The 14648-nt window shown below is 73.4% G+C and carries 12 protein-coding genes; 7 read left to right on the top strand and 5 right to left on the bottom strand.

Annotated elements, in window-relative coordinates; translation table 11 throughout:
* The first annotated feature begins 64 nt into the window (after positions 1 to 64).
* From TPA0908_RS20485 to TPA0908_RS20470, 4 genes are all read left to right on the top strand, one after another.
* A complete protein-coding gene (locus TPA0908_RS20485) occupies positions 65 to 1603 on the top strand; it encodes a cellulase family glycosylhydrolase (protein WP_281940269.1) in 1539 nt (512 codons plus the stop codon).
* A gap of 9 nt (positions 1604 to 1612) precedes the next feature.
* On the top strand, positions 1613 to 2740 hold the full coding sequence (locus tag TPA0908_RS20480; protein ID WP_281940267.1) for a cellulose binding domain-containing protein: 1128 nt from the start codon (positions 1613 to 1615) through the stop codon (positions 2738 to 2740).
* A 328-nt stretch (positions 2741 to 3068) separates the two neighbouring features.
* Positions 3069 to 3917 carry an HpcH/HpaI aldolase/citrate lyase family protein gene (locus tag TPA0908_RS20475; protein WP_281940265.1) on the top strand — a complete coding sequence of 283 codons (849 nt, stop codon included), beginning with the start codon at positions 3069 to 3071 and terminating at the stop codon, positions 3915 to 3917.
* An 87-nt stretch (positions 3918 to 4004) separates the two neighbouring features.
* Positions 4005 to 5471 carry a dihydroorotase gene (locus TPA0908_RS20470; protein ID WP_281940264.1) on the top strand — a complete coding sequence of 489 codons (1467 nt, stop codon included), beginning with the start codon at positions 4005 to 4007 and terminating at the stop codon, positions 5469 to 5471.
* A gap of 63 nt (positions 5472 to 5534) precedes the next feature.
* On the opposite strand, the gene TPA0908_RS20465 is transcribed toward TPA0908_RS20470, so the two are convergent.
* The 5 genes from TPA0908_RS20465 to TPA0908_RS20445 all read right to left on the bottom strand — a co-directional run bounded on the left by TPA0908_RS20465 (position 5535) and on the right by TPA0908_RS20445 (position 10917).
* Positions 5535 to 6890: an FAD-dependent oxidoreductase gene (locus TPA0908_RS20465; protein ID WP_281940262.1), complete on the bottom strand. Its 1356-nt coding sequence runs from the start codon at positions 6888 to 6890 to the stop codon at positions 5535 to 5537.
* Entirely contained in the window at positions 6887 to 7984 is a 1098-nt protein-coding gene (locus tag TPA0908_RS20460) for an amidohydrolase family protein (RefSeq protein WP_281940260.1), read from the bottom strand. Before TPA0908_RS20460 ends, TPA0908_RS20465 begins: the two co-directional genes overlap by 4 nt.
* Positions 7981 to 8955 (bottom strand): aminopeptidase, encoded by a 975-nt coding sequence (locus TPA0908_RS20455; RefSeq protein WP_088643360.1) that lies wholly within the window; start codon positions 8953 to 8955, stop codon positions 7981 to 7983. The genes TPA0908_RS20460 and TPA0908_RS20455 overlap by 4 nt, the downstream gene beginning before the upstream one ends.
* Positions 8955 to 9758, bottom strand: a complete 804-nt coding sequence (locus TPA0908_RS20450) for an acetoacetate decarboxylase family protein (protein ID WP_281940257.1) — start codon at positions 9756 to 9758, stop codon at positions 8955 to 8957. The genes TPA0908_RS20455 and TPA0908_RS20450 overlap by 1 nt, the downstream gene beginning before the upstream one ends.
* A gap of 118 nt (positions 9759 to 9876) precedes the next feature.
* Positions 9877 to 10917 (bottom strand): amidohydrolase family protein, encoded by a 1041-nt coding sequence (locus tag TPA0908_RS20445; RefSeq protein WP_281940256.1) that lies wholly within the window; start codon positions 10915 to 10917, stop codon positions 9877 to 9879.
* 97 nt (positions 10918 to 11014) lie between these two features.
* Between TPA0908_RS20445 and TPA0908_RS20440 the strand changes: the two genes are divergently transcribed.
* Genes TPA0908_RS20440 through TPA0908_RS20430 form a run of 3 tightly spaced genes read left to right on the top strand, consistent with a single transcriptional unit; the run spans position 11015 to position 14638 of the window.
* Positions 11015 to 12733 (top strand): thiamine pyrophosphate-binding protein, encoded by a 1719-nt coding sequence (locus TPA0908_RS20440; protein WP_281940255.1) that lies wholly within the window; start codon positions 11015 to 11017, stop codon positions 12731 to 12733.
* A gap of 4 nt (positions 12734 to 12737) precedes the next feature.
* Positions 12738 to 13658 carry an isocitrate lyase/PEP mutase family protein gene (locus TPA0908_RS20435; RefSeq protein ID WP_281940254.1) on the top strand — a complete coding sequence of 307 codons (921 nt, stop codon included), beginning with the start codon at positions 12738 to 12740 and terminating at the stop codon, positions 13656 to 13658.
* Positions 13655 to 14638, top strand: a complete 984-nt coding sequence (locus TPA0908_RS20430; RefSeq protein WP_281940252.1) for a D-2-hydroxyacid dehydrogenase — start codon at positions 13655 to 13657, stop codon at positions 14636 to 14638. Before TPA0908_RS20435 ends, TPA0908_RS20430 begins: the two co-directional genes overlap by 4 nt.
* Positions 14639 to 14648 lie beyond the last annotated feature (10 nt).

Genomic DNA, 14648 nt, shown 5'->3' with positions numbered 1-14648 from the left:
TAATAAACAAAGCTCCGAGACGCGCTCCCATCGACGCTCCCCTCTATTGCCTAGGAGAGCATCCATGACACGTCCTCATGCCCTGCTGGCGTCGGCGGCAGCCGGCACCCTGATGGCCACCAGCCTGCTGGCGGTCACGCTGCCCGCCTCGGCCGCCACGACCGGCTGCGCGGTCACCTACACCGTGCAGAGCCAGTGGACCGGCGGGTTCAGCGGCAACGTCGCCATCACCAATCTCGGTTCCGCGCTCACGAGCTGGAATCTGACGTTCGACTTCCCCAACGCCAATCAGCGGGTCACCCAGGGCTGGAGCGCCACCTGGTCGCAGTCCGGCGCGCGGGTGTCGGCGGCCAGTCTGAGCTGGAACGGCTCGCTGGGCACCGGCGGGTCGACCACGATCGGCTTCAACGGGTCGTGGAGCGGCGCGAACCCCGTACCCACCTCGTTCGCGCTCAACGGCACGACCTGCACCGGCGCGGTCACGACGCCGTCCCCGACGACGCCCACCGGCCCACCGACCAGCACGCCACCGACCACCACGCCACCGACCAGCACACCGCCGCCGACCACGCCGCCGCCGGGCGGCGCCGCGCCCAGCCTCCGGGTCTCCGGCAACAAACTGGTGACGGCGGGCGGCGCCACCTACCGCCTGCTCGGCGTCAACCGGGCCAGCGGGGAGTTCGCCTGCGTGCAGGGCAAGGGCATGTGGGACAGCGGCCCGGTCGACCAGGCCTCGGTCGACGCGATGAAGGCCTGGCACATCCGGGCGGTCCGGATCCCGCTCAACGAGGACTGCTGGCTGGGCCTCTCCGGCTCACCCAGCGGACCCGCCTACCAGCAGGCCGTCAAGGACTACGCGAACCTGCTGGTCGCCAACGGGATCAACCCGATCCTCGACCTGCACTGGACCCACGGGCAGTACACCGGCAACATCTCGGCCTGCGCCGACGTGAACGCCACCTGTCAGAAGCCCATGCCCAGCCGGCAGTACACGCCGCAGTTCTGGACCGGGGTGGCCAACGCGTTCAAGGGCAACGACGCGGTGCTGTTCGACCTGTTCAACGAGCCCTACCCGGACGCCGCCAACAACTGGTCGGACATGGCGGCCGCGTGGCGGTGCCTGCGCGACGGCGGCGCCTGCACCGGCATCGGCTACCCGGTGGCCGGCATGCAGGACCTGGTCGACGCGGTACGCGCCACCGGCGCCACCAACGTGCTGCTGGTGCCGGGCCTGACCTGGACCAACGACCTGACCCAGTGGCTGACCCACAAGCCGACGGACCCGCGCGGCAACATCGTCGCCTCGTGGCACTCGTACAACTTCAACGCCTGTGTCACCGAGACCTGCTGGGACACCCAGATCGCCCCGGTGGCCGCGCAGGTGCCGGTGCACGCCGGCGAGATCGGTCAGGACACCTGCGCCCACGACTACATCGACCGGCTGATGACCTGGCTGGACCGCAACCGACTGGGCTACACCGCATGGACCTGGAACCCGTGGGGATGCAGCGGCGGAAACGTGCTCATCGAGGACTACAACGGCACGCCGACCCGCAGCTACGGCGAGGGCTACCGCGCCCACCTGCTCACCGTGACGCCGTAGGGAACCCCGATGTCGCGACAATCCCTTCGGTACGCCGTGCTCGCCGCGATCACCACGGTCCTGGCGTTCACGGTGGCGTTCCCCGGCTCCCCGGTACGGTCCGCACCGCACCGGTCGTCGGCGGCGGCGGCGGCGGCGATCAGGATCATGCCGCTCGGTGACTCGATCACCGCGGGCCCCGGCTGCTGGCGCGCCCTGCTCTGGAACCAGTTGCGGACCGCCGGCTACTCCAACATCGATTTCGTCGGCAGCACCTCGGACGGCGGAAGCTGCAACTACGGCTTCTCCTACGACGCCGACCACGAGGGTCACGGCGGTTTCTCCGCGGTCGGCATCGCCGACAACAACCAGCTCCCGCCCTGGCTGAACGCGGCCCGGCCGGACGTCGTCGTGATGCACCTCGGCACGAACGACCTCTGGGGCGGCTGGCAGTCGATGGACACGATCCTCGCCGCGTTCACCAAGCTGGTCGGCCAGATGCGGGCGAACAACCCGAGCATGAGGATCGTCGTGTCGCAGATCATCCCGCACCACGGCTGCGACACCTGCCCCGCCGACACCGTCACGCTCAACAACCGGATCCCCGGTTGGGCCGCCGGTCTCACCACCGCCCAGTCACCCATCGTCGTGGTGGACCAGTGGACCGGCTTCGACGCGGCCACGGACACCGGCGACGGGGTACACCCGAACGACTCGGGTTTCCGGAAGATGGCCGACCGCTTCCAGCCCGCGCTCGCGCGGGTGCTCGGCGGCACCGTCCCGCCCACCCCGACGCCGGGCCCGACCCTCTCGGTCACCCCGGCTCCGTCACCGTCGACCCCGCCGCCCGGCATCGGGCGGTGCACGGCGACGTACCGGACGGTCTCCCAGTGGGCCGGCGGCTTCCAGGGCGAGGTGAGCGTCCGCAACGACACGGCGGCGGCCACGACGGCGTGGACCGCGACGGTGAGCCTCGGCAGCGGCCGGCAGGTCACGCAGTCCTGGAACGCCACGGTCACGCAGTCGGGCGCGACCGCCACCGCGCGGAATCTGGGCTGGAACGGCGGCCTGGCACCGGGTGGCTCGACCAGCTTCGGCTTCCTGGCGTCCTCGACCGGTGACAATCCGGCGCCGGTGGTCGGCTGCACGGTCGGCTGATCTGCCACCGGGTGTGGGCGCGGCGACGACGGCCGCGCCCACACCCGGCCCGACACCGGTTGGCGCGGTCGCCGTGCTGGGCGCGCCGACGAGGGCCCGGTGACGATCCTCGTCGACACGATCGACGTCGACAGTCGCGCCCGACGGAAACCCTCCGAACCAGTCGGGCAGGCGACCTCGCCGGGGCCCATGCCGCTCTGCCCTGAGCTCCGTTACCCACCACCAGTGCGGGGTCAGCTCTTGGAGCAGGCCAGCAAGGAGCAGGCCGCGCGCTGCGCCTCGTCCGGACCGGGCTAGATTGGAACATCGTTCCAATTGAGGAGGCATCATGGTGTCCCGGTCCTGGCTCTACGTCCCCGGCCACTCCCGCCGGATGCTCGACAAGGCCGCCGGCGTCGGGGCCGACGCGATCATCGCGGACCTGGAGGACGCGGTGCCGGCGGCGCAGCGGCCGACCGCCCGTTCGGTGGTCGCCGACTGGCTCGACTCCGGCGCCGCCGGCGACGCCGACGCCTGGGTGCGGGTCTCGCCGGACGCCCTCGAAGAGGATCTGAGGGCGGCGGTCCGCCCCGGCCTCACCGGCGTGGTGGTGGCGAAGGTGGACGGGCCGTCGCTGCTGACCCGCCTCGACGCCCTGCTCACCGCCCTGGAGAGCGAGCGCGGTCTGCCGGCCGGACGGATCGCCGTCTCACCCCGGCTGGAGTCCGCGCGCGGGCTCCGACAGATCGACGCCGTCGCCGCCGCGCCCCGGGTGCTGCTGCTCGGTCTCGGCGAGGCGGATCTCAGCGCCGACCTGGGCCTGCGTCCCGGCCCGGACGGGTGGGAACTGCTCCCGGCCCGGTTCGAGGCGGTCGTCGCCTCGGCCGCCGCCGGGCTGGCCGCACCGGTCGGCCCGGCCACCGTGAACTACCGGGACACCGAGAAGCTGCGAGCCGGCACCGAGGCCCTGCGCCGGCTCGGCTTCTCCGGGCGGACGGCGATCCATCCCCACCAGGTGCCGGTGATCAACGAGGTCTTCACGCCGACCGCCGAGGAGGTGGCCGAGGCTGAGCGGGTCATCGCCGCGTACGCCGAGGGGGGCGGCGGGGCGGCGGCGGTGGACGGCACCGGAACGATGGTGGACGAGGCGGTCGCCCGTTCGGCCCGGGCGGTGCTGGTCCGCGCGCGCCGACAGTAACCACCATTTCGTTCCGCTGGACGGATCACTGTTGCGCTGAGCGGTCCGCCGGGCTTAGCCTGTGGCCACCGGCAAGGAGGTAGCCCCATGGCTTATGACCTGCTCATCGCCAATGCGCGGGCGGTACGCCCGGGCGAGGACGAGCCCGTACCAGCATCCATCGCGGTCCGGTCGGGCCGGATCGCGGCCATCGGGCCGGACCTCTCCCCGGCCGACGCGCACGAGGTGGTCGACGCCGGCGGCCGACTGGCCTTTCCCGGCGCGGTCGACGGACACCAGCACTGGGGCATCTACAACCCGCTCGACGTCGACACCGCCAGCGAGTCGCGGGCGTCGGCGCAGGGCGGCGTCACCACCGGGCTGACCTACATGCGGACCGGGCAGTACTACCTGAACCGGGGCGGCAGCTACGCCGAGTTCTTCCCCGAGGTGCTGCGCCTGGCCGAGGGCCGGGCCTTCGTCGACTACGCCTTCCACCTCGCCCCCATGCAGGCCGGCCACATCGACGAACTCGGCATGCTGGTCGACGAGTTCGGGGTCAGCTCGTTCAAGATCTTCATGTTCTACGGATCGCACGGCCTGCACGGGCGCTCCACCGACCAGTCGTCGTTCCTGATGACCCCGCCCGGTGAGCGGTACGACCTGGCGCACTTCGAGTTCGTCATGCGCGGCGTCCAGCGGATCCGGGAGGAGCGGCCCGAGCTGGCCGACGGCATCAGCCTGTCGCTGCACTGCGAGACCGCCGAGATCATGGCGGCCTACTCGAAGCTGGTGGAGGAGGCCGGGGAGCTGAAAGGGCTGGCCGCCTACAGCGCGTCCCGGCCGGCGCACTCGGAGGGGCTCGCCATCACCATCGCCTCCTACCTGGCCCACGAGACCGGCCTGCCGGCGATCAACCTGCTGCACCTGTCCGGCGAGAAGGCGATGGAGTCCGCGCTGCGGATGGCCGCCGCCTTCCCGCACGTGGACTTCCGCCGCGAGGTCACCATCGGGCACCTGATCGCCACCTACGACACCGCCGCCGGCCTTGGCGGCAAGGTGAACCCTCCGCTGCGTGCCGAGGACGACCGGCAGGCGCTGTGGCGGGCGGTGCTCGCCGGGCAGGTCGACTGGGTGGTCTCCGACCACGCCTGCTGCCGGGACGAGACGAAGTTCGGCACCGACCGGGACGACGTCTTCGTGGCGAAGTCCGGGTTCGGCGGGGCCGAGTACCTGCTCCCGGCCCTGATCACCGAGGGCCGACGGCAGGGGCTGCCGTTGGGCCGGGTCGCCGAGCTGGTCTGCGCGAATCCGGCGAAGCGCTACGGACTGTGGCCGCGAAAGGGGGACCTGGCGGTGGGCTTCGACGCGGACATCGTCCTGGTCGACCCGGACCGCACCTGGACGGTGACCGCCGAGGCCAGCGAGTCCACCCAGGAGTACACCCCGTTCGAGGGGTTCGAGCTGACCGCCCGGGTGGACGACGTGTGGCTGCGCGGGCACCGCATCCTCCGCGACGGCGCGGTGGTCGGCACCCCGCGCGGCGAGTACCTGCGCCGCCCGGTCGGCCGCTAGGTCGCACCGGCGACCGCGCCCCTCACCCGGTGGGTGAGGGGCGCGGTCGCGGAGCGGTACGGCTCAGGCGGAGGCGTGCCGACCGGCGAGGTATCCGAGGCCGAGGGCCGCGAGCAGGCCGTTTCCGGCCAGGTACCCGTCCGCCCCGTGGCCGGAGATGCCGACCGCCGCGCCGCCGGCCGCGTACAGTCCCGGCACCGGCTGCCCGGCGCGCAACGCCCGGGCGTGCCGGTCCACCCGCAGGCCGCCCTGGGTGTGGAAGAGCGCCCCGGTGACCCGGACGGCCGCGTACGGCGGACGCAGCGGCGCGCCCCAGGCGCGCCGGCCGAACGCGTCGGACGCGGTCCCGGCGGCCGCCGCCTCGGCGTCGGCCACGGTGGCCGCCAGCGCGTCGACCGGGGCGCCCACCACGGAGGCGAGCGCGTCGACGTCGTCGGCCCGGCGGACCGCCCCGGCGGCCACCACGTCCCGGTAGTCCTTGAACGCCAGACAGGCGTCGTGGACGCGTTCGTCGTAGACCACCCAGGCCCGGCCACCCGGACGGGACAGCACCGGTACGGCGTACTCGGAGTAGCCGACCGTCTCGTCGCCGAAGCGTCGCCCGGTGGAGTCCACGAGGAAGCCGCCGTGCATGACCGTCGCCCAGGTGAGCAGGATGGCGTCCGGTACGGCAAGCGAGCCGTGCCCCTGGTAGGCGTCGAGGTGGCCGGTGTCCAGGCCGAGCCGTTCGGCCAGCCGCAACGCGTCCCCCCGGGACGCCTCGCCGCCGTGGTAGACGCCGTGGGCGATCTCGGGCAGGTGGCGCCGGACCAGCTCGGGGTCGGCGGCGAACCCGTTGGTGGCGAGCACCACCACCGGGCAGCTCAACTCCTCCCGGGTGCCGTCGGGGCGGGCCAGCACCGCGCCCCGGACCGCGCCGGTGTCGTCGGTGCGCACGTCGACCAGCCGGGCCGGCACGACCAGGTGCAGGTCGTCCCGGTCCGCGGCGGCGTCGAGCAGGGCGCGGTGCAGGGCCGCCCCGGAGCGGTCCGGCACGCTGTGGCAGCGCAGCGCCGAGTGGCCCGGGTAGCGGAAGTCGGTGACCAGTTCGAGCGGCACCCCGCAGTCGTCGGCCAGCCACTCGACCAGCTCGGGGGCGACCGCGGTGAGCGCGGCGGCCACCACCGGGTCGGCCCGGTCGTGGGTCTTGGCCCGGATGTCGGCGAGGAACCGACCCGGTGAGTCCTCGACGCCGGCCGCCCGCTGCCAGCGACTGCCGGCGGCCGGGATCATCGAGGTGCTCATCGCGGTGTTGCTGCCCTGCCGGAACGTCTCCCGCGCCTCGGCGAGCACGACGGTGCGGCCGGGCCGGGCGGCGGCCAGCGCGGCGGCCAGGCCGGCCGCGCCGGCGCCGGCGACCAGGACGTCGCAGTCGGTCATGAGCCGGCCGTCCCGGGCGGGTTGTCGGGGTTGAGGCCGTAGAAGCGGGCCGCGTTGCGCCAGAGGATCTTCTCCCGGGCCGCGGTGTCCAGGAAGCCTGCGGTACGGATCCAGTTCGCGGCGCCGCCGGGGTGGTCCCAGGCGAACGGATGGTCGGTGCCGATGGTGAGCTGGTCCACCCCGACGCGCTCGATCACCAGTTCGAGTGCGCGCTCGTCGTGCACCAGCACGTCGTAGAAGAGGTTGCCGGCGGCGAGGTACTCGCTGGGCGGGCGGGCCATGGTGCGCTGCGCCGGGGAGATGATGTGCCAGCGGTGGTCGAACCGGCCCAGCGAGTGGATCGCGATGCCGCCGCCGTGAGTGAAGCACATCCGGAAGTCCGGGTGCCGGTCCAGCAGCCCGGAGTGGATCACCGTCATCAGCCCGATGCTCGCCTCGACCGGCGCGGCGAACGAGCTCTCGAAGTAGTACCGGCCGAGCCGGTCGCCGGCGCCGAGCTTGTCGAAGAACGCCGGGTGCACGTTGGCGGTCACCCCGGCCTCGGCCATCGCCTCCAGCACCGGCAGGATCTGCGGGTCGTCGAGGTTGCGCCCGTTGACCGCCGGGGTGAGCACGAAGTGTCGCAACCCCAGCTCCGTCACGGCGTGGTCGAGCACGGCCAGCGCGGCGTCCCGGTCCTGGAGCGGCAGTTGCGCCAGCCCCCGGTAGGTGCCCGGAGCGGCGGCCTCCAGTTCGGCCAGCTCGGTGTTGAGTTCCCGGCAGAAGGCCGCGCCCCGGGCCGCGTCCAGGTGGTAGTTGAACAGGAACCCGGCCACCTGGACGGCCTCGAAGCCGATCCCCTGCTGCGCGGCGCGGGCGGCGAGCCGGGCCGTCGGGTCGGCCAGGTCCACCTCGGGCGGGGCGAAGGCCAGCACGGTGCGCCCCAGCGCGAACGCCCGCCGGCCGTCGGCCTCGGTGACCGGCCGCCAGCCGTACCAGTCCCGTCCTTCCCGCCCGGCGGCGAGCAGCCCGCGGGGCCAGAAGTGGGTGTGCGTGTCGATGGCCGGCGCCCCGGAGACGGCGTCTCCGGAGGCCGGCGCGGATGCGGCGGTCATGCCACCTTCACGATCTTCCCGTCCTGGACCAGGATCTCCCCGTCCACCTCCACGGTCGGGGTGAGCAGCAGCAGGTCGACGTGGATCGGGGCCTTGACCGTCCCGCCGACCACGCTGTTGCCGAGGGCGAAGTGGACGGTGCCGACCTGCTTCTTGTCCTCGGTGATGTTGCCGAGGAAGCGGGCCGCCGGGTTGGTGCCGATGGAGATCTCGCCGAGGTTGTCGCCGTTCTCCACCCCGTCGATCATGCGGCGCAGCTCGCCGGCCTGGTCACCGCCCTCGATCCGGACCGCCCGCCCCTGGTCGAAGTGGACCCGGATCGGTTCGCGCAGCTTGCCGAGCTGGTGCGCGGAACCGTCGGCGACCAGGACCCCCTGCCCGGTGCCGGTGGCCGGGGCGCTCCACGCCTCGCCGCTGGGGTAGCTGGAGATCTGGCCGGGCTCGCGGGCGAAGGACGCGCCCACTCCGCAGGTGACCCCCTCCAGGCTGGCGGTGAGGTCGGAGCCCTGCTGCGAGGTGACCCGGATCCGGGAGCCGGCGGTGATGGCGTCGGCAAGCGGTTTGGTGATCCGGTGGACCTCCTCGTAGTCGGCGATGCCCGCGCCGCCGGTCAGCTCGGCCCGGGTCACCCCGGTCATCACGATCGCCCGGGCGCCCCGGTTGAGCGCCTGCTTGAGTTCGGGGGTGAAGCTCAACGCGGTCGAGGTCGGTGAAATGATCACGTCCGCGCCGGCCAGTGCGGCGGCGACGATCCGGTTCGCCGGTTCGCCGGCCCGGGCGCGGGCGGGCTGGACCAGCAGGGTGCCCTCGGCGCCGGCGGCGGCGACCGCCGCGAGGAGCGCGTCGACGACCGCGTGGTCGGAGTTGTGGTCGGCGGCGACGGCGACCAGTTCCCCGGGCCGGACGGCCAGGGAGGTGTTGACGATGTTGTCGGCGGCCTTGGCAACCTGGATCGCGGCCCAGTCGGTCATCAATGGTCCTCTCGCAGCAGGGTGGCGCCGGCCTTGGTGGTCCAGCCGCGCTGGAAGCTGTACGCCTCGACGATCTCCAGGGGCTGGAAGCCGTCGAGGTCCTCGTTGATCACGTCGGTGAAGATCTCCACGCCGCCGGCGCCCTTCCAGGCGTCGATGGTGGTGGCCCGGTCCAGGTCGAGGGCGAAGAGCTGCCGCTGGTCGGGCACCTGCGGGCTGGGCGAGGGAATGTGCCGGTAGGTGTAGACGCGGTGCCCGTGCGAGGGCACCGCGTCGTCGTCGATCTTCTCGGTGAGCTGGATGTCCACGTTGAAGATCCGCCGGCCGAACCGGTCCACGGTCCCCCGCATCCGGCTGCCGGGGCCGATCGGCCCGAACGCCGGGTTGGCCGGCTGGATCTTGGTCTTGTGGATGACGCCCTGCTTCTTGGCGAAGCCCATGAAGTGGCCGAAGACCACCGACCAGTCCTCGCTGACGTAGATGTAGGCGCTGAACCGGCCGGGCTGGCCCTGGTAGGTGCAGTAGAGGCCGAGGATGCCCTCCTGGTACTGCGACCACTGCGGTTCGGTCCATGCCTGGTCGGGGTGGCTGTCGCTGACCTTGACCATGTCGGCGACGTAGGCGTAGGCCAGGGCCTCCGGGTGCAGGTCGAGGCCGTCGGGCAGGTAGGCGCGGGCCTTGTCCGGGTCGACCCGGTAGATCACCTGGATGGCGTCGGCGCTGATGTGGTGCGGGGGGTCGTCGACGAGCGCGGCCCGGCCGGACGGGGAGAGGGGATTGCCGAACCCTCGGAGCGTGGCCATCAGATTCCTTCCACTCAGCGAAACGGCGTTCCACAAAACGTAGGGGGGTCCGTCGAACCGTGTCAAGGGCCGGACGGACGCCGTGACCAGCGAATCCGCCGTCGGGCGCGACGGGACGTCAGCCGGCGCCGCCGACCGCCCGCCGCGCGCCGTCGAGGAAGAGGGTCGCGTTCTCCCGGACCACCATGTCCTTCTCCCGGCTGGTCAGGAACGGCTGGTCGGCGATCCAGCGCACCGCGCCGACCTCGGGGATGTCCCCGCCGTACGGGTGGTCGGTGCCGATCACCACCCGGTCCGCGCCGACCCGCTCGACAAGCAGTCGCAGGGCCCGCTCGTCGTGCACCAGGCAGTCGTAGTGGAACCGGCGCAGGTACCGGTCCGGCGCCTCGGCCAGCAGGCCGCTGTCCCGCCCCTGGAGGTAGCGCAGGTTGAGCCGGCCGATGCCGTACGGCAGCCAGCCGCCCCCGTGCGAGCAGCAGATCCGGGCGCCCGGGTGCCGGTCCAGCAGGCCCGAGTAGATCAGCGAGGCCAACGCCAGCCCGGCTTCCAGGGGCACGCCCACCGAGTTGTCGAACATGTGCCGGCAGGTGCGCTCGCGCCCGGCCCGGGTGTACCAGTTGGCGTGGATGACGATCGCCGCCCCGGCGGCCAGCACCTGGTCGAGGACGGCGACCACCTTCGGGTCGTCCAGGTTGGCGTCCTCGACGTTGGTGCCGATGCTGAACGCGTACAGGCCGAGGTCCTTGACGGCGTGGTCGAGCACCCGCAGGGACGCGTCGTGGTCCTGGAGCGGCAGCAGTCCCAGACCGGTGAAGGTGCCGTCGGAGGCGGCCTGCGCGTCGGCCAGGTCCGCGTTGACGTCCCGGCAGTACGCCTCGGCCTCGGCGGCCGGGAGTTCGTACCCCCAGAGGAAGACCGGGACCATCGCCGCCTCGCGGACGATGCCCTCGGCGGCCCGGCGTTCCCGGCGGGCGGTCAGGTCGGTGGAGTAGAGGTCGACCGGGGCGGGGGCGTCCCGGTCGCCGGCCACGATCCGGGGGGTGTCGGCGGTGAGGTCGGCGTCCCAGGCGTGCCAGCGCCGGCCGGCCCGGACGGCCGACGCGAACTCCCGGGGCCACCAGTGACTGTGCAGATCCACGGCCTGACCAGGTCGATGCATGATGCGCACCCCTCTTGTTCCGGTTGATGAAACGGTGTTTCATAAAGTAGCGCAGCCGACGGGGGCGGGACAGGCCGACCGACTCAGGACGTGACACATGGATCTGACATACGGAAGCGACGTGATGGTGGCGCTCCTCCAGCGCCTCGGCATCCGGTACGTGGCAGCCAACCCCGGCGCCTCGTTCCGGGGCCTGCACGACTCCCTCACCACAAGCGGCAGCCCCGAGGTGATCTCGGCGCTGCACGAGGGCGTCGCCGTGGCCGTCGCCCACGGCTACGCCAAGGCGTCCGGCGAGGTGATGGCCGCCGCCGTGCACAACCTGGTCGGCCTCCAGCAGGCCGTGATGGCGACCTTCAACGCGTACGCCGACCACGCGCCGGTGCTCCTGCTCGGCGGCTCCGGCCCGGCCGACCAGGCCCGCCGCCGCCCGTGGATCGACTGGGTGCACACCGCGAACCAGCAGGGTCAGGCCGTCCGGGACGTGGTCAAGTGGGACACCGAACCCACGTCCGTCGCCGCCCTGCCCGACCTGATGCTCCGCGCCCACCAGCTCGCCGTGGCCCAACCGCCCGGCCCCACCTACGTGGCCCTCGACGCGCTGATGCAGGAGTCCCCCGCGCCCGCGGTGGACCTCGGCGACTGGGGGCCGGCCCCGCTCGCCCCGCCGACCGCCCCGCTGGACCGCCTCGAAGCCGTCGCCGACCTGCTCGTCGCCGCCGAGTCCCCGGTCCTCCTCGCCGACTTCGTCGGCCGGAGCCGGGCCGGCTTCGACGCGCTGCGCCGGCTCGCCGAGACCCTCGCCGTACCCGTGGTGGACCTCGGCAGCCGGCACAACTTCCCCACCGGGCACTGGGCCGACTGCACCGCCGACCGGGCCGGCCGGCTCGCCGACGCCGACCTCGTCCTGGCGCTGGACTGCCGGGACGTCCGCTGGGCCACGTCCCAGGTGGACAACGACCGGCGCGGTTACCGGATGCTCACCCGGCCCGGCACGAAACTCGCCGTGATCACCCTCAACGACCTGAAACACAACGGCTTCCTCGACCTGGAACCGCCGATCCGGGCCGACGAGTACCTGGTCGCCGACACCGCCGTCGCCCTGCCCGTCCTCGCCGACCTGGTCGCCGAGCGGGTCGCCCGCCGCGCCGACGCCGTCGCCGCCCGACGCGAGTGGCTGACCGGCCACACCGCCACGCTGCGCGCCGCCGAGGGTCCGCCGCCCGAGTCGCCGCACGGCGGGATCACCGAGGGCGTCCTCGCCGCCGCCACCTACGACGCGGTACGCGACGGCCCCTGGCAGATCGGCTTCACCATGTTCCGGGGCTGGCCCCGGCGCACCTGGGACCTGGTCGACTACAACTGCCACCTGGGCGGCTCCGGCGCCGGTGGCCTCGGCTTCGGCATCGGCGGTTCGATCGGCGCGGCGCTGCACCACCGCGACGACGACACCGTGGTGGTCGACCTGCAACCCGACGGCGACCTGCTCTACACCCCGCAGGCGCTCTGGACCGCCGCCCACCACCGGCTCCCGCTGCTGGCCGTGGTGGTCAACAACCGCAGCTACGGCGCGGACTGGCTGCACCAACGTCGGGTGGTGCAGACGCGCGGCGGCGACCTGGACCGGGCCCGGCACGGCATGGACCTGACCGGGCCGGACGTCGACCACGCCGGGATGGCCCGCGCCCAGGGCGTCGAGGCCTTCACCGTGACCGACCGCGACGCCCTGACGTCCACCCTCACCGAGGCGGTCAAGGGCGTCCGCGAGGGTCGTCCCGTCCTGGTCGACGTGGTCGTCGACCTGCCGGAGGTGTGATCCGATGCCGGTGCACGCCCCGGTCGGCTTCGCCGACGTCCTCGCCGCCGAACCGCCCGTGTACGCCGCCGGCGTCTGGGACGGGCTCAGCGCCACCCTGGCCGCCGCGGCCGGTTTCCGCTGCCTCTTCGTCTCCGGTTTCGCCGTGTCCGCCTCGCTCGGCCTGCCCGACGCCGACCTCTACACCCGCACCGACATGACCCGCGCGGTCGGCGTCGCCGCCCGGGCCGGCGGCCTGCCGGTCATCGCCGACCTGGACACCGGCTGGGGCAACGCGGTCAACGCGTACCACGCCGCCCGGGACTTCGAGCAGGCCGGCGCGGCGGCGCTGATGCTGGAGGACCAGATCTCCCCCAAGCCGGGGCCGCTGAGCGAGCAGGCCGGGGTGAGTCTGGTGCCCCGGGCCGAGGCGGCGGCGAAGGTCCGCGCCTGCGTCGACGCCCGGGACCGGGCCGCCGTGGTCGCCCGGACCAACGCCGACACGGTCGACGAGGTGCTGCGGCGGGCCGAGGCGTACGCGGCGGCCGGGGCGGACGTGGTCTTCCCGATGCGCCACGACGAGACGTTCCCGTTCGAGGCGTGGCAGGCCACCCGGGACGCCTGCGGCCGACCACTGGCCGCCGCGGTCGCCCCCGGCAGTTGGCTGGAACGCGAACTCACCCCCGCCATCGCCCGGGAACTCGGCATCGCCGTGGTCATCTACGGTCTCCAGGGCCTGCTCGCCACCGCCCGCGCGCTCACCGCGGCGTACACCGACCTGCTCGGCCCGGAGCCCGGCGTGGTCGCCGCCCGGGGCGTACCGCTGCGCGAGTTCACCCGGCTCATCGGCTACGACGAGGTCACCCGGCTCCGCGACCGCTACCTGGGCGCCGGTGGTGTCCCGCCCCGGCCGGGCAGCGCCGACGCCGGGCGGGGCGACACATGACCGGGTCGAGCGGCACCGTCCTGGCCGCCGCGCACGCGCTGATCGCCCCGCTGACCGAGGCACAGGTGGACGCGATCCGCGCCGCCGCCGCACCCGACCCGGTGGTGGTCGCCCGGGACCCCGCCACCGTGCTGCGGCACGCCCCCGGCGCGGCCGTCCTCTTCGGTGACATCCAGCCGGCGGCCCTCGACGCCGCGCCGAACCTGCGCTGGGTGCAGTCGGTCGGCGCCGGCGTGGACCGGATCGCCGCCCACCTCGCCGGCCGGGACGTCCGTCTGGTCTCGGCCAAGGGCGGGATCGTCGGCGCGCACCTGGCCGAGCACGCGTTCGCGCTGCTGCTCGCGCTCACCCGGGGCGTGGCGACGGTGCTGCGCGCGCCCGACTGGACCGACGCGTACCGGATCGCGGTGCGGGCCACCCAGTGGGAGTTCACCGACCGGACCATGCTGGTGGTCGGCCTCGGCGGGGCCGGCCGGGCGGTGGCCCGGCGGGCCCGGGGCTTCGAGTTCGCGCGGATCGTCGCGGTCGAGCCGGAACCCGTCGCGCCCGGCCCCGACGTGGACCTGCTGGTCACCCCGGACCGGCTGGACGAGGTGCTGCCCGCCGCCGACGTGGTGGTGCTCACCGTGCCGCTCACCCCGGCCACCCGCCACCTGCTGGACGCCACCCGGATCGCCGCGATGAAACCCGGCGCGATCCTGGTCAACGTCAGCCGGGGCGACCTGGTCGACGAGTCGGCGCTGCGCGCCGCGCTCACCGGCGGACGGCTCGGCGGGGCCGGGCTGGACGTGGTGGCCCGGGAGCCGCTCGCCGCCGACGACCCGCTGTGGCGACTGCCCAACGTGGTGGTCACCCCGCACATCGCCGGCGGGTCGCCGCGCCGGGCCGAACGGGTGGTCGACCAGTTCTGCGCGAACCTGCGTCGCTGGCACGCCGGTGAACCCCTGCTCGGCGAGTTCGACCGCGACCGAGGCTACTGAGATCCCCGGG

The organism is Micromonospora sp. AKA38 (assembly GCF_027925725.1).
Lineage (GTDB): Bacteria > Actinomycetota > Actinomycetes > Mycobacteriales > Micromonosporaceae > Micromonospora.
Note: the sequence above shows the minus strand (reverse complement) of the source record. Positions and strands in the feature narration are given on the sequence as shown.